The organism is Streptomyces sp. L-9-10 (assembly GCF_004151105.1).
GTDB lineage: Bacteria > Actinomycetota > Actinomycetes > Streptomycetales > Streptomycetaceae > Streptomyces.
Genome location: NZ_PHRF01000162.1, coordinates 206722 through 226940, shown reverse-complemented (window position 1 = coordinate 226940; position 20219 = coordinate 206722). Strand labels below are relative to the sequence as shown.

Here is a 20219-nt window from a genome sequence, read left to right as displayed (position 1 = left end):
GGATCGTGGAACGGCCCCGCGAGCGGGGCTCTGAACTCCCGTGCCGTCAGCGGACGTTCTGGGCGAGCTTCAGCAGATGGTCCGCGAGCGCCTGGCCGCCCGCCGGGTCGCGGCTGATCAGCATCAGGGTGTCGTCCCCCGCGATGGTGCCCAGGATGTCGCTCAACTCCGCCTGGTCGATGGCCGAGGCGAGGAACTGGGCCGCGCCCGGCGGTGTACGCAGCACGACGAGATTGGCCGACGCCTCGGCGGAGATGAGCAGTTCACCGGCGAGCCGGCGCATCCGCTCCTCCTTCGCCGACTCCCCGAGCGGGGCGTGCGGGGTACGGAAGCCGCCCTCGCTCGGGACCGCGTAGATCAACTCACCGCCGGTGTTGCGGATCTTGACCGCGCCCAGCTCGTCCAGGTCCCTGGAGAGCGTCGCCTGTGTGACGCTCAGCCCGTCGTCCGCGAGCACCTTCGCCAGCTGGCTCTGGGAACGCACCGGCTGCCGGTTGAGGATGTCGACGATCCTGCGGTGGCGGGCGGTTCTGGTCTGCGGTACGGACTGCCCGCCGTGCTCGGTGTCCTGGGCCTCGGTCATCGTCGTCTCGTTTCTCAGGATCTTCCGTCCCCGTCGGCTGTGCCGAGAACGCCGGGCAGCGCGCCCAGGAACGCGTCCACCTCGGTGTCGCCGATGATCAGCGGGGGCATCAGCCGTACGACGTCCGGAGCGGGCACGTTCACGAGGAACCCGGCACTCTGAGCCGCCTGTTGCACCTGGGGCGCGAGTGGCTCGGTGAGCACGATACCCAGGAGCAGGCCCGAGCCGCGGACATGGGAGACCAGCGGATGGCCGAGACCCTCGATACCGTTCCGCAGTTTCTCGCCGAGCCGCTTCACCTGGTCCAGGAGTCCGCCGGCGGCGAGCGTGTCGAGGACGGCGAGTCCGGCGGCGCAGGCGACCGGGTTGCCGCCGAACGTCGTACCGTGCTGGCCGGGCCTGAGCAGCTCGGCCGCGTCCCCGAAGGCGACGGCCGCGCCGAGCGGCAGACCGCCGCCGAGGCCCTTGGCGAGGGTGACGACATCGGGCTCGACGCCCTGGTGCGCCTGGTACTCGAACCAGTGCCCCGTCCGGCCGATGCCGGTCTGGACCTCGTCCAGGACCAGCAGTGTGCCGGTGGCGCGGGTGATCTCCCTGGCCGCCTCCAGATAGCCCTTGGGCGGGACGACCACGCCGTTCTCGCCCTGGATCGGCTCGATGATCACGAGGGCCGTCTCCTCGGTGACCGCGGCGCGCAGCGCCTCGGCGTCCCCGTACGGGACATGGGTGACATCACCGGGCAGCGGCCGGAAGGGCTCCTGCTTCGCGGGCTGGCCGGTGAGGGCCAGCGCGCCCATCGTCCGGCCGTGGAAGCCGCCGTCGGTGGCGACCATGTGCGAACGGCCCGTCAGCCGGCCGATCTTGAAGGCCGCTTCGTTCGCCTCCGCGCCGGAGTTGCAGAAGAAGACCCGGCCGGGGCGGCCGAAGAGCTGGATCAGCCGCTCGGCGAGCGCGACCGGCGGCTCGGCGATGAAGAGGTTGGAGACATGGCCGAGGGACGCGATCTGACGGGAGACGGCCTCGACGACGGCGGGGTGCGCGTGGCCGAGGGCGTTGACCGCGATCCCGCCGACGAAGTCGGTGTACGCGACACCGTCCGCGTCCCGGACCGTGGCTCCCTCTCCGTGGACGAGAGACAGCTTCGGCGTACCGTAGTTGTCCGCCATGACGCTCCGCCAGCGCTGCGCGAGGTCCTCGTTGCCGGTCACTTCGTAGCCCCTTCCTGTCCGTCGGGCACGACCATCGTGCCGATGCCCTCGTCGGTGAAGATCTCCAGCAGGATCGAGTGCGGGACCCGGCCGTCCAGGACGCGCGCGGTCGTGACGCCGTTGCGTACGGCGAACAGACAGCCCTCCATCTTCGGCACCATGCCGCTGGACAGCTCGGGCAGCAGCTTCTCCAGCTCGGTGGCCGTGAGCCGGCTGATCACGTCGTCGCTGTTCGGCCAGTCCTCGTACAGCCCCTCGACATCGGTGAGGACCATCAGCGTCTCGGCACCCAGCGCGGCGGCGAGCGCGGCGGCGGCGGTGTCGGCGTTGACGTTGTAGACATGGCCGTCGTCGGCGCTGCGCGCGATGGAGGAGATGACCGGGATCCGGCCGTCCGCCAGCAGCGCTTCGATGGCGCCCGTGTTGATCGCGGTGATCTCGCCGACCCGGCCGATGTCGACCAGCTCTCCGTCGATCCGCGGCTGGTGCCGGGTGGCGGAGATGGTGTGCGCGTCCTCGCCGGTCATCCCGACGGCGAGCGGGCCGTGCTGGTTGAGCAGTCCGACCAGCTCGCGCTGGACCTGCCCGGCGAGGACCATCCGTACGACGTCCATCGCCTCGGGCGTGGTGACCCGCAGTCCGGCCTTGAACTCGCTGACCAGACCGTGCCGGTCGAGCTGGGCGCTGATCTGCGGACCGCCGCCGTGCACGACGACCGGCTTCAGGCCGGCCTGCCGCAGGAAGACGACGTCCTGCGCGAAGGCGGCCTTCAGGTCCTCGTCGATCATGGCGTTGCCGCCGAACTTGATGACGACGGTCTTCTCGTTGTGCCGGGTGAGCCAGGGCAGCGCCTCGATGAGGATCTGCGCCTTGGGCAGCGCGGTGTGCTTACGGGCGGTCATGAGCTGTACGCGCTGTTCTCGTGGACGTACTCGGCGGTGAGGTCGTTGGCCCAGATGACCGCGGAGTCCGTGCCCGCGGCGAGGTCGGCGGTGACCCGTACCTCGCGGTACCGCATGTCGACGAGGTCGCGGTCCTCTCCGACGGAGCCGTTCCGGCAGACCCAGACGTCGTTGATGGCGACATTGAGCCGGTCGGGCTCGAAGACGGCGCCGGTGGTGCCGATGGCGGAGAGCACCCGGCCCCAGTTGGGGTCCTCGCCGTGGATGGCGCACTTGAGGAGGTTGTTACGGGCGATGGAGCGGCCCACCTCGACGGCGTCGTCCTCGGTCGCGGCGTTGATCACCTCGATGCGGATGTCCTTGGAGGCGCCCTCGGCGTCGCCGATCAGCTGGCGCGCCAGATCGGCGCAGACCGTACGGACCGCCTCGGCGAACTCCTCGTGGCCCGGCGTCACCCCGGACGCGCCGGAGGCGAGCAGTAGCACGGTGTCGTTGGTGGACATGCAGCCGTCGGAGTCGACGCGGTCGAAGGTGGTACGGGTGGCGGCGCGCAGCGCGGTGTCCAGGCCGGGCGCCTCGACGTCGGCGTCGGTGGTGAGGACGACGAGCATGGTGGCGAGGCCGGGGGCGAGCATGCCCGCGCCCTTGGCCATGCCGCCGACCGTCCAGCCGTCCCCCTGGACCACCGCGGTCTTGTGCACCGTGTCGGTGGTCTTGATGGCGATGGCGGCCTTCTCGCCGCCGTGCGCGGAGAGTTCGGTGGCGGCCTTCTCGATGCCGGGGAGCAGCTTGTCCATGGGGAGCGGCAGGCCGATCAGCCCGGTGGAGGCGACGGCGATCTCACCGGCGCTGTGGCCGTCCGTGCTCAGGCCGTCCGCGCTCCGGCCGTCCGTGCTCAGGCCGCTGAGGACCTCGGCGGCCTTCTCGGCGGTGGCGTGGGTGTCCTGGAAGCCCTTCGGCCCCGTACAGGCGTTGGCTCCACCGGAGTTGAGGACGACGGCGGTCACCGCGCCGCCCTTGAGGACCTGCTCGGACCAGAGGACGGGAGCGGCCTTGACACGGTTGGAGGTGAAGACGCCCGCGGCGGCGCGGCGCGGACCGTTGTTGACCACGAGGGCCAGGTCCGGGCCGCCGTTCTCCTTGATTCCGGCGGCGATGCCCGCCGCCGTGAACCCCTTCGCTGCGGTGACGCTCAAGGTGCCACTCCGATCGTGGAAAGTCCGGTGTCCTCGGGGAGTCCGAGGGCGATGTTCATGCTCTGCACGGCGCCGCCGGCGGTGCCCTTGGTGAGGTTGTCGATGGCGCTGATCGCGATGATGCGGCCCGCGGACTCGTCGTACGCGACCTGGATCTGTACGGCGTTGGAACCGTGGACGGACGCCGTGGCGGGCCACTGCCCCTCGGGGAGCAGCCGGACGAAGGGCTCGTCCGCGAGGGCCTTCTCGTACGCGGCCCTGACCTCCTGCGCCGTGGTGCCGGGCTTCGCCTTGGCGGAGCAGGTGGCGAGGATGCCGCGGGGCATGGGGGCGAGGGTGGGTGTGAAGGAGACGGTGACGCGCTGCCCCGCGGCCTCGCTCAGGTTCTGGATCATCTCGGGGGTGTGCCGGTGTCCGCCGCCGACCCCGTACGGGCTCATGGAGCCCATGACCTCGGAGCCGAGCAGATGCGGCTTGGCCGCCTTGCCGGCGCCCGAGGTACCGGACGCGGCGGTGATCACGGCCTCGGGCTCGGCCAGCCCCGCCACGTACGCCGGGAAGAGCGCGAGCGAGACGGCGGTGGGATAGCAGCCGGGCACCGCGACGCGCTTGGACCCCTCCAGCGCGGCGCGGGCGCCCGGCAGCTCGGGAAGGCCGTACGGCCAGGTCCCGGCATGTGCGGACCCGTAGAACCGCTCCCAGTCGGCCGCGTCCTTCAGCCGGAAGTCGGCGCCCATGTCGATGACGAGCACCTCGTCGCCGAGCTGCTCGGCGACGGCCGCGGACTCGCCGTGCGGCAGCGCGAGGAAGACGACCTCATGGCCGGCGAGCACCTCGGACGTGGTCTCCGCCAGCACCCGGTCGGCCAGCGGCAGCAGATGCGGCTGAAGTCCACCGAGCCGCCGGCCCGCGTTGGAGTTGCCGGTGAGGGCTCCGATCTCGATCCCGGGGTGGCCGAGAAGCAGACGGAGCAGCTCCCCGCCCGCGTACCCACTGGCCCCCGCCACCGCGGCGCGCACCGAACGTACAGCCATCGAAAAACCCTCCTCAGTGATGGCATGACTATACGTTTCTCCGCAGCTTTATGCAATGACTGATCGGGAGGGCGCCGTGGCCGTCGGTCGCGACCCGTGCCCCGGGCCGACGGCGGGTCTCAGGATTCCGTGATCTCGCCGTCGCTCAGTTCCACCACCCGGTCGGCCAGATCGAGCAGCTGGGGGTCGTGCGTGGCGACGAGCGCGGCGACGCCCTCGCTGTGCACCACGGTGCGCAGCAGTTCCATCACCGCGAGGCCGGTCTGGGCGTCCAGCTGTCCCGTCGGCTCGTCCGCGATCAGCAGCGCGGGCCGGTTGGCGAGGGCGCGGGCGATGGAGACGCGCTGCTGCTGGCCGCCGGAGAGTTCGCCGGGACGCTGCGCCGCGTGATCGGTGAGGCCCACGAGCGAGAGCAGCAGCGCCACCCGCTCCTCGCGTTCCCGCGGATCGGCCTTGCGCAGCCGCAGCGGTACGCCCACGTTCTCCGCCGCGCTGAGGATGGGGATCAGGCCGAAGGACTGGAAGATGAAGCCGATGCGGTCGCGGCGCAGTTCCAGCAGCCCGTTCTCGCCGAGCGTGGCGAGGTCGGTGCCATCGATGACGACCCGGCCGCGGTCCGGGGAGTCCAGACCGCCGACCAGGTTGAGCAGCGTGGTCTTCCCGGCGCCGGAGCGGCCCTTGAGGGCGACCAGTTCGCCGCGCGCGACGTCGAGGGAGGCACCGCGCAGGGCATGGACGGCCGCGGGACCGGTGCCGTATGAACGGTGCAGGTCCTCCGCCCTGACCATGGGTCCGCCGGACCGTTCGGCCAGGACGGCGGCGGCGCCGGCCCGGGTGCTGCTGTGCTGCGTCATTGGTGCGCCCCCCGTGCGTGATCGGTCCGGTCACAGTATGTGCGGACATTCACCGAGCGGGCAACGGAGACGAACTTCTTTTCGATGGAGTGCTGTTTCCTGATACAAAGCCATATCGAATGGCGTTGACCTGAAGCGGGCGGGGGAACGGGTGGCGGGCTTCATATTTCTGCGCGCGGCGGGGCACCGGCTGCTCCTGGCGGCCGCGCTGCTCGCGGTGGTGCTGACCACCTGCGTGCTCGCCGCCCTGACATCGTTTTCCGGTTCGCTCGCGGACACGGCGCTGCGGGAGACGCTGCGCGGCCGGGGCGCCGCCTCCGCCGTGCTCGCCGTCCGAGCGGACATCCCGCCGCAACGGAGCGACGCCGCCCAGGAGGCGGCGGTCCGGGGAGCGCGGCGGGCCTTCGACGGACTGCCCGTGACACTGCGGAAGCTGGCGCGCTCGGGAACGTACGCGCTCCCCGCGTCGCTCCGGGCGTCCGGCGCCACTGAGGACAAGCCCGACCTGACGCACTTCGCCGCGCTGGACCGTTCCCGGCTCACCCTGGTGTCGGGCGCGTGGCCGGGCGCCGGAAGGGCCGCCGACGGCGCCGTCCCCGTCGCCCTGCCCGAAGTCGCCGCCACCCAGCTGACGTTGCGCGCGGGGGCGCGCGTCGCGCTCACCGACCGGCTGGCCGGCACCCGGCTGACCGTCCGCGTCACCGGCGTCTACAAGGCCACCGACCCCGCCGATCCGTACTGGCAGCTGGACACGCTCGGCGGCCGGGGAGTCCGTGACGTCGACTTCACCACCTACGGTCCGCTGCTCACGGACCCGGCCGCCCTCGCCTCCGGATCCGTCTCCCGCGGCGACAGCGCCTGGCTGGCCACCGCCGACTTCCGGAGCGTCACCACCGACCGGATCGGCGCGCTGCGCACCACGTCCGCACGCGCCCCCGCGCTCCTGCGCGAGGAGCCGGCGCTCGGGGCCGGCGCGACCGTGAGCACCGCGCTGCCGTCCCTGCTGGACCGGACCGAGCGGGCGCTGCTGGTGTCCCGGTCCACGCTGCTGATCGTCGCTCTGCAACTGCTCCTGCTGGCCGGGTACGCGCTGCTGCTGGTCGCCCGGGTCCTCGGTGCGGAACGGGCGGGCGAGACCGCTCTGCTGCGGGCGCGCGGTGCCTCGCGCGGCCGGCTCGCCGCTCTCGCCGTGATGGAGGCACTCCTGCTCGCGGCTCCGGCCGCCCTCTGCGCCCCGCTGCTGTCGGGTCCGCTGACCGGCCTGTTGATACGGCGCTCCGCGCTGGACGACGGCGCCGGACGGCGGTTGGGCGACCTCGCGGCCGGACCGGTGTGGCTCGTCTCGGCGGCGGTCGCCGTCTGCTGTGCGGCGGCGGTCGTGTCACCCGCGCTGGCGGCGACGTCCGGCGGGATGCGGCGTGGCCGCGCCGCCGCGCTGCCCGGCCCCGTACGCGCCGGGGCGGACGTCGGCCTGCTGCTGATCGCGGCGGTCGCCTACTGGCAACTCGACCAGCAGACCCGGACGTCCGGCAGCGGAGCGCTCAGCGGCGACCGCGAGGGCGTGCTGGGCGTCGACCCGCTGATGGTCATGGCGCCCGCGCTGGCGCTGCTCGCCGGCACCGTGCTCACGCTGCGGCTGCTGCCTCCCGCGGCGCGGCTCGCGGAGCGGCGGGCCGCGAGCGGCCGTGGTCTGCCGGCCGCGCTGGCGGGCTGGCATTTCAGCCGGGGGGCGCTGCGCGGCGCCGGGCCCGTGCTGCTGCTGGTACTGGCCGTGGCGATGGGCATGCTCGCGATCGGTCAGAGCGCGTCGTGGGACAGGTCCCAGCGCGACCAGGCCGACTTCGGCACGGGTGCTTCGGTACGGGTGCTGGACGGCAGGCCCGCCGGTCCCGGTCAGGCCGGCCTCTACGCGTCGCTGCCGGGGGTGCGGCAGGCGGCGCCCGCGCACCGTACGGTCACGGATCTGTCCGGCGGCCGTACGGCGACGGTGCTCGCGCTGGACACGGCGCACGCCGACGAGCGGCTGCTGATGCGCGGCGATCTCGCCGACGAGCCGGCGGAGGGGCTGCTGCGGGCGGCCGCGCCGCGGAAGGCCCCGCCGAGGGCCGTGGTGCCGCTGCCCGACGGCACGCGCCGGCTCGCGCTCGACGTGCGTATCGCGCGTGAGGAGGCGGCGCGGGGCCGGGCCTCCGGGTTCGCGCCCGTGCTCCAGGTCCTGGTCGAGGACCGGTACGGGATTCCCTACCGGCTCGGCGCCGGGACGGTGCCCGTCGACGGCCGCGCCCACCGGGTCGTCGTCGATCTCGACGTGGCCACCTCGGGAACGCGTGGCGCCCCCGCGGGGCCGCTCGGCGTGACCGGGTTCCAACTCGGCGGGGAGGCCCCGGCCACGGGATCCGAGCGGCACCGGCTGACCGTCGAGCGGCTGCTGGCCACGGGCCCCGGAGACGCCGAACGCCCCGTGTCCGTACCGGGCGACACACGCTGGCGGGGCAGCGCGAGCGTGACGGAGAACGAGGAGGAGGGCGCGCCCGTCACCCTGAGCCCGGCCGCGTCACCGACCGCGCCGCTGACCGTCTCGTACGGCACCCCGAGTGTGGGCGAGAGCGGCGGCCATCTCTCCGTACGGCTCGACATCGCGCGCCCCTCCGCCCAGAAGCGGATCCCGGCCGTCGCCACGGACGGCTTCCTGCGCGCGTCGGGGGCCGGGATCGGGGAGAGCGTCGACCTGACGCTGGCCGGGGAGCAGCTCCGGGTGACGATCGTGAAGGCCGTACGGGAACTGCCGACGACCGGAAGGGCGGCGGCCTCGGGATCCGGGAGCGACGCCGGACCCGTGACCGCCGAGGGGGAGAGCGAGGCGGCGGACGGCGGTGCCCTGCTCCTCGATCTGCGGGCCGTCAACGCGGTGCTGGCAGACCGCGCGAGCGGCGCTCTCACCCCCAACGAGTGGTGGCTGAGCACCGCCCCCGGCACGTCCGCGGACGTGGCGTCGGCGCTCCGGGCCCGCCCGGACAGCACGCCCGGACAGGTGCTCGTGCGCGACGAGGTCGCGGCCGGGCTGTCGGACGACCCGCTCGGCAGCGGGCCCCGCTCGGCGCTGATGGCCGTCGCGGTGGCCGCCGCCGCGCTCGCCGCGGTGGGTTTCGCGGTGAGCGCCGTCGGTTCCCTGCGGGAGCAGTCCGCCGAACTCTCCGTCCTGCGTGCCCTCGGGGCGTCGCGGCGGAGTCTCGCCCGGCTGGTCGCGACGAAGCAGGGGCTGCTGATCGGCATCGGGCTGCTGGCGGGCGCGGTGCTCGGGACGCTGCTGACGCGGGCCGTGGTGCCGCTGGTCGTCCTGACCCCGCAGGCCGCCCAGCCGGTCCCCCGGGTGCTCGTGGAGCTCCCGGTGTCCCAGGTCGCCCTGTTCCTCGCGGGCGTCGCCGCCGTTCCGCTACTGATCACCGCGGCCATCGCCGCCCGGCGCGCCGATCCCGCCGGCTCGCTTCGCCACCAGGGGGACAACTGAGATGACACGCGGGCCGGTCGATGGACCCACGAACCACGCCGAACCGACGAAACGCGCGGAACGCACCGGGCGTGTGGTCGCGCCATGGGTGCGGACGCGGTTGCGGACAGCCCCCGGGGCGGCCGTGGCCTTCGGCCTTCTCGTGTTGGTCACGGCGTTCCTCGCCGCCGCGCTCCCCCGGGCCGTCGACGCCTACGAGACGGAGGGGCTGCGGCGGGAGATCGGCGCCGCGCCCCCGGGCGCGACGGTACTGGAGCTGACCGCGCCCCAGCCGGGACTGGAGATTCCGCGGCCCGCCCGCGAGGAGGAGATGCGGCCCGCCGCGCTCGCGGCCGTCCATCGCGCGGCGCGGGCGAGCCTGCCCGCGCCGCTGCGGGCGGACCCGGCGGAGTCGGCGTACGGGGTACGGACCGCCGACGGCCTCAGCGGCAAGGACACCTGGCTGCCGCGCCCCGATGGGGTTCCGCCCCGTTTCACGCTGGCCGCGCAGTCGGGAGTGGCCGCTCACGCGGCCGTGCGCGAGGGGCGGCTGCCCGCCACCGGCGGCCGGATCACCGCGGAGACCAGGGAGTTGGAGGCCGCCGTGACCGCGGCGACCGCCCGTGATCTGCGGCTGCGGGTCGGCTCGGTGATCCGCCTGAGTGACGCCACCGGCTCCACGGATCTGACCGTACGGGTCACCGGGATCATCGAACCCCGCGATCCGCTGGGCGCCTACTGGTCCGTCGAGCCGGTCCTGCGCACCCCCGGGCTGACCGCCCTGCCGAGCAACCCGCCGCAGTACCGCTGGGAGGCGGGCCTCCTGCTGGCGCCCGACGCCGGGCCCGCCCTCCTCGGCACGCAGTCGGCGCCGGAGAAGTACTGGCGCCTCGCGCCCGCCACCGCAGGGCTGACCGCACAGGACACGCCGGCGCTCCTCCAGCGGATCGCCTCCCTCGAAGGCGGGCCCGAACTGCTGGAGATGCGTGAGATCGCCGGTGGCAACGCGGTCCTGAGCACCGGTCTTGAGACGGTGATCGACTCGCATGTCGCGACACGTGAGGTGATCACCCGCATCGTCGTCGTCGCCGCCTTCGGCATCGGCTCCGTCGCCGCCGTCGTGCTCGCGATGGCCGGTGGTCTGGTCGCCGCGCGCCGCACCGACGAACTCGCCCTTCTGCGCTCCCGCGGCGGCTCCCTGCGCGGCATCGGCGGACGGCTCCTCGCCGAAACCGCCGTGATCGCGCTGCCCGCGTCCGGGGCCGGTCTGCTGCTGGCCCTGGTCGCGGTGGGCGAGGCGCGTGCACTGCCCGCCGTGTACGGCGCGAGCGCGGTGGCGCTGCTCGCCTGCCTCACCCTGCCGGTGCGGGCCGTCGTCCAGCACCGGCGGCCCCGGGCGCACGGCGACCGTGACGACCTCGCCCACGCCAGGCCCGGCAGACGGCGGACCGTCGCCGAACTCACCCTGCTGGTCATCGCCGTCGCCTCGGTGGTGACCCTGCGCCGTCGCGGCATCTCCGGAGCCGGTGACCTGCTGGTGAGCGCGGCTCCGGTGCTCGTCGCGCTGATCGCCGCGCTCGTGCTCATACGGCTGTATCCGCTGCCCCTGCGATGGGCGGCCCGTCCTGCCGCACGGCTGCGCGGCGCGATCGGCTTCCTGTCGCTGGCCCGTGCGGGCCGGTCGTCGGTGACGGGGACGCTGCCGCTGCTGGCGCTGCTCATCGCGCTGACGACGGCCGCGTTCGGTGGCTCCGTACTCTCCGGGGTCACGGAGGCCCGGGACCGGGCCGCGCTGCTGGCGGTCGGCGCCGACGCCCGGGTCGCGACCCCCGGCGACGTCATGCCCCTGCCGGCGGAGGCGGAACGGGCGGCGCGGAAAGTAGCGGGCGTACGGGACACGACGGCCGTACGCGTCGAGTGGTCGGCGGAGTTGGCGCGCGGCGAGAGCGGCGGCACAGCGCAGCGGAAGCCGCTCACGCTCATCGGGGTCGAGCCGGAGTCGTACACACGGCTGGCCCGGCAGCTGGGCTTCGAGGCGTTCCCCGCCGACGCGCTGAAGAGCACGGGCGGGGTGTTCGACGCCGTCGCCTCACCGGGTCTCGCCGGGCGGCTCGGTACCGCACCGCGCCGGATCAGCTCGCCCGCCGGTGAGGTCACCGTACGGATCGCCGCCGTACGGCCCCAGACGCCGGCCGCCCCCCGCTCCGAGTTCCTGCTGGTCGACCGTAAGGCGCTGAAGCACGCCGATCCGACGACGCTGCTGGCCACGGGCGAGGGGATGGACGCGTCGGCGCTGCGGGCCGCGCTCGACGCCGGCCCCGGGCAGGAGATCGAGGTGTCGCTCCGGAGCGAGGAACGGGCGGCACTCACCGGTTCGCCGCTCCAGTCGGGCGCCGAGCGGATCTACGCCGTCGCCGTCGCCGCGGGCGCGGCCTACGCCCTCTTCGCCCTGCTGCTCTCGCTGCTGCGATCGGCGCCGGAACGGGCCGCGCTGCTGGCCAGGCTGCGCACCATGGGCCTGACGACCCGTCAGAGCCGTCAGTTGCTGGGCCTTGAGGCCCTGCCCCAGGCGCTGCTCGCCGCCGGGGGCGGGATCCTCGTCGCCTGGGCCACCATCCAGTTGCTCGCTCCCGGCGTCGACCTGGCCCGTCTCGCGCTGAGCGCCGCTTCCGGCCTCACGCCCGCGGGCGGCGTGTCGCTGCGTACCGACGTGTGGACGCTCGCGCTGCCCGCGGCCGGCGTGATCGCGCTGACGGGGGCCGTGGCCCTCGGCCAGGCCTGGTGGGCGGGGCGGCGCGGATCGATCACCGAACTCAGAGCAGGAGACTCGCGATGACCGACACGACGACCGATCCGGCGGCCGGAACCCCGGGCGCGCGGCCGACCCTCGCGGAGCTGGAGCGGCGCGCCGCCGCGCGCGGCGACCGCCCCTCGTACGGTCATGACGCGCTGATCGCCTGCGACCGGCTGGTCCGTATCTTCACCACGGACGGGGTGGAGGTGCAGGCCCTCCAGGGGCTCGACCTCACCGTCCAGGAGGGCGAGCTGATGGCCCTGGTCGGCGCTTCCGGCAGCGGCAAGTCGACGCTGATGAACATCCTCGCGGGCCTGGACGTCCCCACGGCGGGCGCGGCCAAGGTCGCGGGCCGTGATCTGCTCACGATGGACGCCAAGGCCCGGCTGGACTACCGCCGTCATGTGGTCGGTTTCGTCTGGCAGCAGACGGCCCGCAATCTCCTCCCCTACCTGACGGCGGCCCAGAACGTGGCGCTCCCCATGCAGCTGCGGGGACGCGCCGGGCGGGGAGGTACGAAGCGGAAGGCCGAGCGGGCGACGGAGCTGCTGGCGATGCTGGGGGTGGCCGACTGCGGCGACCGCCGGCCGCACCAGCTGTCCGGTGGACAGCAGCAGCGCGTCGCGATCGCCGTCGCTCTCGCCAACGCCCCCTCCGTCCTGCTCGCCGACGAACCGACGGGCGAGCTGGACTCGGCGACGGGTGAGCAGGTCTTCGCGGCGTTCCGGCGGGCCAACGAGGAGCTGGGCACGACGATCGTGATCGTCACCCACGACCAGGCCGTCGCGGACGAGGTGCGCCGTACGGTCGCGATCCGGGACGGCCGCACCGCGTCGGAGGTACTGCGCCGTACGGAGGTCGACGCGGAGGGCCGGGAGTCGGTGGTGGCCCGGGAGTACGCGATGCTGGACCGGGCCGGACGGCTCCAGCTGCCCGCGGAGTACGCCACGGCGCTGGGCATGGAGCACCGCGTGATGCTGGAGCTGGAGCAGGACCACATCGGGGTCTGGCCCGACGACGCGGGCGGGAAATAGCTCCCCGGGGAGCGGTGGGCACACGCACGGGTGAGGTTGTTCCGAACCGCTGCGTCCGCCGTACGGCCGCCGCTACGGTGACCGGCATGGACGCCAAGGACGCACCCCGCCCTGAGGAGGAGTGGCCGCTGCCTCCTTCCTGGATGTGGAGCTGCCACGAGTGCAACAGGCTGTACAAGGCGATGAAGCGCGCGCCCGAGGTCGTGGAGGCGGCGCGGGCGGCCGGTGAGCCGGGGGTGGATTACGACCCCTTCGACTCGGTGGTGACGACACAGATCCGGCTCGCCCAGCACATCGCCGCCGAGCACACACCGGAGGTACCCGCGGTCGATCCGGCGTGCGAGCGGTGCGTGTCGGACACGTCGGGCAGGCGGATGCGCGACGAGATGGTCCTGGAGCACCGGGCCCGCCATCTGTTCGCGCCGCCGCGCATCGTCGGCTTCATGTGACGGGAGCACCACCACGCGTGGCCGGGGGGGGGCGGCCCGGTCCGGTCCGGAAAAAATCTTGAAAGATTTCCGGAGCGGCTGTCGATCCGGCGGTGCCCCGTTCGACGCAAGGTTGTGAGAGGCGGGGACAGCCCCCGCCCTCCCGACCGAGGAGTCACCATGCCGCGTTTCCTGACGATGGTCCGCATCGACGAGCGCAATGCCCCCACCGAGGCCCCCGACCCCGACTTCGACGCGCGTATGGGCGCGCTGTTCGAGGAGATCAGCAAGGCCGGGGTCATGCTGGACACGGCCGGGCTCACCCCGACGTCCGAGGGCACCCGGATCACCTGGTCCGACGGCAAGCTCGGCTACACCGACGGGCCCTTCACCGAGAGCAAGGAAGTCGTCGGCGGCTACTCCCTCACCCGCTGCGAGAACAAGGCGGAGGCCCTGGAATGGGCGAAGCGGTTCCTTGAGGTCCACCCCAAGAACTGGACCGTCACCGTCGAGGTCCGCGAGATCGTCGAGGGCTGACCGGGCCGCGCTTGCCCCGTTCCGGCACGGCTGCTCTGATGGGTGGTCGTGACGTCAGCGAGTGCGACCGAAACGGTCGAGGCGGTATTCAGGATCGAGTCCGCGCGGATCATCGCGGGTGTCGCCCGCGTCGTGCGGGACGTCGGCATCGCCGAGGAACTCGCGCAGGACGCCCTGGTCGCCGCGCTGGAGCAGTGGCCGGAGTCGGGCGTCCCGGAGAAGCCGGGCGCTTGGCTCATGGCCACCGCCAAGCACCGCGCCATCGATCTCGTACGCCGCAAGGAGACGTACGCGCGCAAGCTGGCGGAGGTCGGCAGGGCGCTGGAGGACGTGGCGCCGCCACCCGAGCCCACGGGCGAGGACGACATCGACGACGATCTGCTGCGGCTGATCTTCACTTCCTGCCATCCCGTGCTGTCGACGGAGGCCCGGGTCGCGCTCACGCTGCGGCTGCTGGGCGGGCTGACGACGGAGGAGATCGCCCGCGCGTTCCTGGCCCCGGAGCCGACGGTGGCCCAGCGCATCGTCCGCGCGAAACGGACGCTCGCCAGGGCCGGGGTCCCCTTCGAGGTCCCCTACGGCGCCGACCGGGGAGCCCGGCTCTCGTCCGTTCTTGAGGTCATCTACCTCGTCTTCAACGAGGGCTACTCCGCGACGGCCGGGGACGATCTGGTGCGCCCGGCCCTCTGCGAGGACGCGCTGCGTCTGGCGCGTGTGCTGGCCGGGCTGATGCCCGAGGAGCCCGAGGTCCATGGCCTGACCGCGCTCCTGGAGCTCCAGAGTTCGCGGATCGCCGCCCGCACGGGCCCGGACGGCGAACCGGTGCTCCTCGCCGACCAGGACCGCCACCGGTGGAACCGCGTGCTCATCCTCCGCGGCGTCGAGTCCCTGCGGCGCGCGGGCACCGGCCCCTACTCCGTCCAGGCCGCGATCGCCGCGTGCCACGCGCGGGCGGTGCGCTACGAGGACACGGACTGGACGGCGATCGCGGCGCTGTACGGGCGGCTGACGGCGCTGACGCCGTCCCCGGTGGTGGAGCTGAACCGGGCGGTCGCCGTCTCGATGGCGGAGGGCCCCGCGGCCGGACTGAGACTGGTGGACGCCCTGGCGGAAGGACCGGCTCTCAAGGACTACCACCTGCTGCCGAGCGTCCGGGGAGATCTGCTGGAACGCCTGGGGCGCGGGGACGAGGCGCGCGCGGAGTTCGAGCGGGCGGCGTCCCTGACCCGTAACGCACGGGAACGGGGACTCCTCCTGGAACGGGCCGCCCGGTCCGCCCCCGGTCCGGAGTGACGAAACCTCCCGCCGCGCGGGATCCCCCGAATGGCCCCGGCAGGGCGAAAGGGAGGAGACTGGATACCGGCAGGAGGAGGTACGTCATGCGCAAGATAGCCGACTGCCGGGATTTCCCGAGCGAGACCAATTGCACCCTCGCCATCTCGGGCGAGGAGGAGGAAGTGGTCCGCGCCGCCAGCGAGCACGCTGTGTCCATGCACGGCCACAAGAGCAGCCCGGAACTGCGTGAGCAGATCCGCTCCGCGCTCAAGGACGAGATGCCGCAGCACGCCTGAGGCCCGGGGCCGGCCGTGACCGGCCCCGCAGGACGGCCACGACCGGCCCGGCCCCGGACAGGGCCCATGGCGGCACGCCCCACGCCCCGGACAGGGCCCTACGGCGTGTCCACCAGCCGGGCGCCCACCTCGAAGGCATTGCCGAAGGGGTCGGTGATCTTCGCCATCCGCGCGTAGATCGTGTCCGAGGGGACGCTCGCGGTGCCGCCGGCGGCCACCGCCCGCTCCGCCGCCGCGTCCGCGTCGGCGACCTCGAACAGGGTCTCCCACGCGGCGGACGGCGTCTCCGGAACCCCCATGATGCCGCCGATCTCATGACCGTCGGGCCGGCGCAGGAAGGTGAAGTCGACGCCGGGGAGATCGTCGTTGCCGTCCAGGGTGAAATCGAAGACCGCCGGGTAGAACCCCCGCGCCGGACCCGGGTCCGGGCTGGTCAGGTCGTTGCGCAGGAGGCTGCCCGGCTCGTTCACGCTCTCGCAGCCGATGAGCGCGCGCCCCTCCCAGAGGCCGAACCGGGCGCCGGACGGGTCCGTGGCGAGCGTGAGCCGGCCCTGGTCCCCGATCTCCAGCGGGCCCCGCGTCAGGGTGCCGCCCGCGTCGGCGATCCGCTTCACGGTGGCGTCGGAGTCGTCGGTCGCGAAGTACACGCACCACAGGCCGGGGAGCGCCGTGGCCCGGGGCTCCGGAGCGGGGACCTTCCGGAATCCGGCCACCGCCCGGCCGCGCAGCCGGCACACCGTATAGGCGGGCTCACCCGGCTCGTACTCCCAGCCGAACAGTGCGCCGTAGAATTCCTTCGCGCGCTCGACATCGGGTACGTCGAGATCGATCCAGGTGGGGGTACCGGCCGGCTGATTGCGGGTGACATGGCTCATCGTTCGCTCCTGATCGCTTCGTGCCCGGCGGTTTCCTCCGTGCAGGGTCTCCGACGCTAGAGGCGATGCAGGTCAGAACATGTCCTACACGGAAGATCGCGATCGGTCCGATCGATGTCGGTGGACCCTCGTAGAATCGGCGGATGAGCTCCCCGGAAACCGGCACCCCTCCCGAAACGCGCCCTGAAGCAGTTCCCGAGACCGCTCCTGAGGCGGGTCCCGAGACGGGTCAGGACAGAGGTCCCGAGACGGGTCCTGAGGCGGGTCCTGAGGCGGTTTCCGCGACGGGTCCGGCAACGGCGGGGCCGGCAACGACCGAGTCGCTCGAGGTACTGCGTCGCGTCTTCGGATACGACTCCTTCCGGGGCAGCCAGCAGGAGATCATCGAGCATGTGGTCGCCGGCGGCGACGCGCTCGTGCTCATGCCCACCGGTGGCGGCAAGTCGCTCTGCTACCAGATCCCCTCCCTCGTACGCAAGGGCGTCGGGGTCGTCGTATCCCCGCTCATCGCGCTCATGCAGGACCAGGTCGACGCCCTGAGGGCGCTCGGCGTACGGGCCGGATTCCTCAACTCCACCCAGGATCTCGACGAACGGCGCCTCGTCGAGGCCGAGTTCCTCGCCGGGGAGCTGGATCTGCTCTATCTGGCGCCGGAACGGCTGCGCGTCGAGTCGACCGTACGGCTGCTGGAGCGCGGCACGATCTCGCTGTTCGCCATCGACGAGGCGCACTGCGTCGCCCAGTGGGGACACGACTTCCGCCCCGACTACCTCGCCCTCTCCTCGCTGCACGAGCGCTGGCCCGATGTGCCGCGTATCGCGCTGACCGCGACCGCCACCGAGGCCACGCACGCGGAGATCGCGTCCCGGCTCGGCCTCCAGGACGCGCGGCACTTCGTGGCCAGCTTCGACCGGCCCAACATCCAGTACCGCATCGCGCCGAAGAACGACCCGAAGCGGCAGCTCCTCCAGCTGCTGCGCGCCGAGCACCCCGGTGACGCGGGCATCGTCTACTGCCTCTCGCGGGCGTCGGTGGAGAAGACCGCCGAGTTCCTGGTGAAGAACGGCGTCGACGCGCTGCCGTACCACGCGGGGCTCGACGCCCGTACGCGTGCCGGGAACCAGGCGCGCTTCCTGCGGGAGGATGGGATGGTGATGGTCGCGACGATCGCGTTCGGCATGGGCATCGACAAGCCCGACGTACGGTTCGTGGCCCATCTCGATCTGCCGAAGTCCGTCGAGGGCTACTACCAGGAGACCGGGCGCGCGGGCCGTGACGGGCTGCCGTCCACGGCCTGGCTGGCGTACGGACTCCAGGACGTCGTCCAGCAGCGCAAGATGATCGAGACGTCCGAGGGCGACGACGCGCACCGCCGCCGGCTGGGCGCCCATGTCGACGCCATGCTCGCGCTGTGCGAGACCGTCGAATGCCGGCGTGTCCAGCTGCTCGCGTACTTCGGGCAGCGGAGCACCGCGTGCGGCAACTGCGACACGTGTCTGACGCCCGCGGAGTCCTGGGACGGCACGGTCCCCGCGCAGAAGCTGCTGTCGACCGTGGTCAGGCTGAAGCGCGAGCGCAACCAGAAGTTCGGCGCGGGGCAGATCACCGACATCCTGCTGGGCAGGAAGACGGCCAAGGTCATCCAGTTCGACCATGACGCGCTGAGCGTCTTCGGCATCGGTACGGAGCTGCGCGAGGCCGAGTGGCGGAGCGTGGCGCGGCAGCTGCTGGCGCAGGGGCTGATCGCCGTCGAGGGCGACTACGGGACGCTGGTCCTCACCGACGAGAGCGGTGAGGTCCTCGGCGGGCGGCGCCCGGTCGTCCTGCGGCGCGAGCCCGAGAAGGCGGCCAGGCCGGCGCGGGCGGAGAAGTCGTCCAGGCAGCGTTCCGCGCCCGTGGATCTGCCGGAAGAGGCCGTGCCGGTGTTCGAGACGCTGCGTGCGTGGCGGGCGGCGTCGGCGAAGGAGCAGGGCGTCCCGGCGTATGTCATCTTCCATGACGCGACACTGCGCGAGATCGCGACGCTGGCGCCGTCGACGCTGGCGGAGCTGGGCACGGTCACCGGGGTGGGCGAGAACAAGCTGGCGAAGTACGGGCAGCAGATCCTGGAGACGCTCGGCATGGCGGCCGGTACGGCGGAATGAGCCGTTCCGCGTCGTCTCACGCACCACAGCCCCCGCTGCCGCACGTGCTCTGGATCGGCGGGCCGCCGGGGGCCGGCAAGACGACCGTGGCCCGGCTGATCGCCCGGCGGTACGGACTGCGCTGGTACAACGCCGATGCCCACACCTGGGAACACCGCGACCGCGCGATCGCCGCAGGGCACCCGGCGGCGATCCGGTTCGAGGCGCTGCCGCGCGCCGAGCGCTGGTCCGTGCCCGAGACGGAGCTGATCGCGATGTCCCTGCACCATGAGCGCGGGCGGATGATCGTCGACGATCTCCGCGCGCTGCCGGCCGCGCCGCTGATCATCGCGGAGGGCACCCCGGTCACCCCGGCGGTGGTCGCGACGATCCCCGGCGGCCCGGCCGCGTCCGTCTGGCTCCGGCCGTCGGCCGAGGTCCAGCGGGTCCGGCTGGCCGAGCGCGGGCTGTCCGACGGGCCGCTCACGCTCTACCGGTCGCTGGTCGGCGAGATCGAGGCCGAGGTGGCGGAGTACGGGGCCCGGAGCCTGCTGATCGACGGGGGCGGCGGGGTCGAGGAGACCGCGGCGGCGGTCGAGAAGATCTTCGCCGGGACTCTGGGCGGTGGACCGGTGGCGGAGACGGCCGGGGAGCGGGCGCGGCTGCTGCGCTACGCCAACCGGGCCACGGTCGCTCAGTACGAGGCGTTCTTCGCGCGCCCGTGGTCCCCGGGCGACGTGCGGACGGCCGTACACGCCTTCGCCTGCGAGTGCGGACGGGCGGACTGCCGGGACGACCTCGACGTCGCGATCGCCGATTTCCCGGCGCCGCCCGACGACGCCGCGTCTCCACCGGTCCTGGCCCCGGGGCACCGCCGGGCGCTGGACGGGTAAGTCCTGTCCGGCCGGCCGCTCAGTCGTCGCCGCCCAGCCGCAGACTCCACCGGCCGGGCGTGCCCGTCAGGGTGACCGTCGACAGCGGCTGGACATCCACGTACCAGTACGTGCGCGGCGGCGCCTTGAGCGCGTACACCAGCGCCGCCCGTACGACGGCCGGTTCGGCGACCGCCACAATCGCGGCGATGTCCTCGGCGGGCCGGGTGTCCAGCCAGCCCCCTATCCGGGAGATGAAGGCGAGCAGTGTCTCGCCGCCGTGCGGGGCGGAGCGCGGGTCGGCGACCCAGGCGTCGACGGCGGCCGGTTCGCGGGCCATCACCTCGGCGAGGGTGAAGCCGCGCCAGCGGCCCATGTCGCAGTCGCGCAGGGCGGGTTGCGCGAGCGGCGCGTAGCCGAGCGCGTCGCCGGTGGTACGGCTGCGCGGCGTCGGCGAGCAGTAGCGGAGGTCGGCGGCGGACAGCGGGACGAGGGCGTGGGCGACGCGCTGCATCTCGTACCAGCCGGCCCGGTCGAGGGGGCGGTCGTCGTCGAAGCGCTCGTCGTACAGGTCCGAGCTGCGCGCGGCGGCGACCAAAGTGACCCGAACACTCATGGCCGTGATCGTGCGGCCGAAAACCGGACCGGTCAAGAGGCAGCCGATGGCGGTCGGGAACCGCTTCCGGACAGGTGACCGGCGCGTGCCCCGCCCTGCCGGCCC

17 protein-coding genes are annotated in these 20219 nt (G+C 73.1%); 9 read left to right on the top strand and 8 right to left on the bottom strand.

The features are described from left to right. Window positions 1-46: 46 nt before the first annotated feature. The 6 genes from CU044_RS34470 to CU044_RS34445 form a co-directional block, all read right to left on the bottom strand. Window positions 47-583 (bottom strand): arginine repressor, encoded by a 537-nt coding sequence (locus tag CU044_RS34470; RefSeq protein ID WP_129772676.1) that lies wholly within the window; start codon window positions 581-583, stop codon window positions 47-49. A 14-nt stretch (window positions 584-597) separates the two neighbouring features. Beyond that, entirely contained in the window at window positions 598-1791 is a 1194-nt protein-coding gene (locus CU044_RS34465) for an acetylornithine transaminase (RefSeq protein WP_129772675.1), read from the bottom strand. After that, window positions 1788-2693 carry an acetylglutamate kinase gene (gene argB, locus CU044_RS34460; protein WP_129772674.1) on the bottom strand — a complete coding sequence of 302 codons (906 nt, stop codon included), beginning with the start codon at window positions 2691-2693 and terminating at the stop codon, window positions 1788-1790. Before argB ends, CU044_RS34465 begins: the two co-directional genes overlap by 4 nt. Beyond that, window positions 2690-3889 (bottom strand): bifunctional glutamate N-acetyltransferase/amino-acid acetyltransferase ArgJ, encoded by a 1200-nt coding sequence (gene argJ / locus CU044_RS34455; protein ID WP_129772673.1) that lies wholly within the window; start codon window positions 3887-3889, stop codon window positions 2690-2692. The genes argB and argJ overlap by 4 nt, the downstream gene beginning before the upstream one ends. After that, on the bottom strand, window positions 3886-4923 hold the full coding sequence (gene argC, locus CU044_RS34450; protein ID WP_129772672.1) for an N-acetyl-gamma-glutamyl-phosphate reductase: 1038 nt from the start codon (window positions 4921-4923) through the stop codon (window positions 3886-3888). The genes argJ and argC overlap by 4 nt, the downstream gene beginning before the upstream one ends. A gap of 119 nt (window positions 4924-5042) precedes the next feature. After that, on the bottom strand, window positions 5043-5777 hold the full coding sequence (locus tag CU044_RS34445; RefSeq protein ID WP_129772671.1) for an ABC transporter ATP-binding protein: 735 nt from the start codon (window positions 5775-5777) through the stop codon (window positions 5043-5045). A 151-nt stretch (window positions 5778-5928) separates the two neighbouring features. On the opposite strand from CU044_RS34445, the gene CU044_RS34440 reads away from it, so the two are divergent. The 7 genes from CU044_RS34440 (at window position 5929) to CU044_RS34410 (ending at window position 15628) form a co-directional block, all read left to right on the top strand. Then, entirely contained in the window at window positions 5929-9285 is a 3357-nt protein-coding gene (locus CU044_RS34440; protein ID WP_129772670.1) for an ABC transporter permease, read from the top strand. A gap of 124 nt (window positions 9286-9409) precedes the next feature. Next, a complete protein-coding gene (locus CU044_RS34435; protein ID WP_240046006.1) occupies window positions 9410-12100 on the top strand; it encodes an ABC transporter permease in 2691 nt (896 codons plus the stop codon). Further along, entirely contained in the window at window positions 12097-13092 is a 996-nt protein-coding gene (locus tag CU044_RS34430) for an ABC transporter ATP-binding protein (protein WP_129772669.1), read from the top strand. The genes CU044_RS34435 and CU044_RS34430 overlap by 4 nt, the downstream gene beginning before the upstream one ends. Before the next feature lie 86 nt (window positions 13093-13178). Continuing rightward, window positions 13179-13541 (top strand): hypothetical protein, encoded by a 363-nt coding sequence (locus tag CU044_RS34425; protein ID WP_240046005.1) that lies wholly within the window; start codon window positions 13179-13181, stop codon window positions 13539-13541. A gap of 159 nt (window positions 13542-13700) precedes the next feature. Then, window positions 13701-14057, top strand: a complete 357-nt coding sequence (locus CU044_RS34420) for a YciI family protein (protein WP_129772668.1) — start codon at window positions 13701-13703, stop codon at window positions 14055-14057. A 48-nt stretch (window positions 14058-14105) separates the two neighbouring features. Then, entirely contained in the window at window positions 14106-15350 is a 1245-nt protein-coding gene (locus CU044_RS34415) for an RNA polymerase sigma factor (protein ID WP_129772667.1), read from the top strand. Between the two features lie 86 nt (window positions 15351-15436). Further along, window positions 15437-15628 carry a DUF1059 domain-containing protein gene (locus CU044_RS34410; RefSeq protein WP_129772666.1) on the top strand — a complete coding sequence of 64 codons (192 nt, stop codon included), beginning with the start codon at window positions 15437-15439 and terminating at the stop codon, window positions 15626-15628. Between the two features lie 98 nt (window positions 15629-15726). On the opposite strand, the gene CU044_RS34405 is transcribed toward CU044_RS34410, so the two are convergent. Further along, a complete protein-coding gene (locus tag CU044_RS34405; protein WP_129772665.1) occupies window positions 15727-16503 on the bottom strand; it encodes a VOC family protein in 777 nt (258 codons plus the stop codon). A 143-nt stretch (window positions 16504-16646) separates the two neighbouring features. On the opposite strand from CU044_RS34405, the gene recQ reads away from it, so the two are divergent. After that, the gene (gene recQ / locus CU044_RS34400; RefSeq protein ID WP_129772664.1) at window positions 16647-18647 is read left to right on the top strand and encodes a DNA helicase RecQ; all 2001 of its coding nucleotides are present in this window, start codon (window positions 16647-16649) and stop codon (window positions 18645-18647) included. Beyond that, a complete protein-coding gene (locus CU044_RS34395) occupies window positions 18644-19519 on the top strand; it encodes a hypothetical protein (RefSeq protein WP_193564140.1) in 876 nt (291 codons plus the stop codon). Before recQ ends, CU044_RS34395 begins: the two co-directional genes overlap by 4 nt. A 19-nt stretch (window positions 19520-19538) precedes the next feature. On the opposite strand, the gene CU044_RS34390 is transcribed toward CU044_RS34395, so the two are convergent. Next, window positions 19539-20114, bottom strand: a complete 576-nt coding sequence (locus CU044_RS34390; protein WP_129772663.1) for a histidine phosphatase family protein — start codon at window positions 20112-20114, stop codon at window positions 19539-19541. Window positions 20115-20219: the final 105 nt, after the last annotated feature.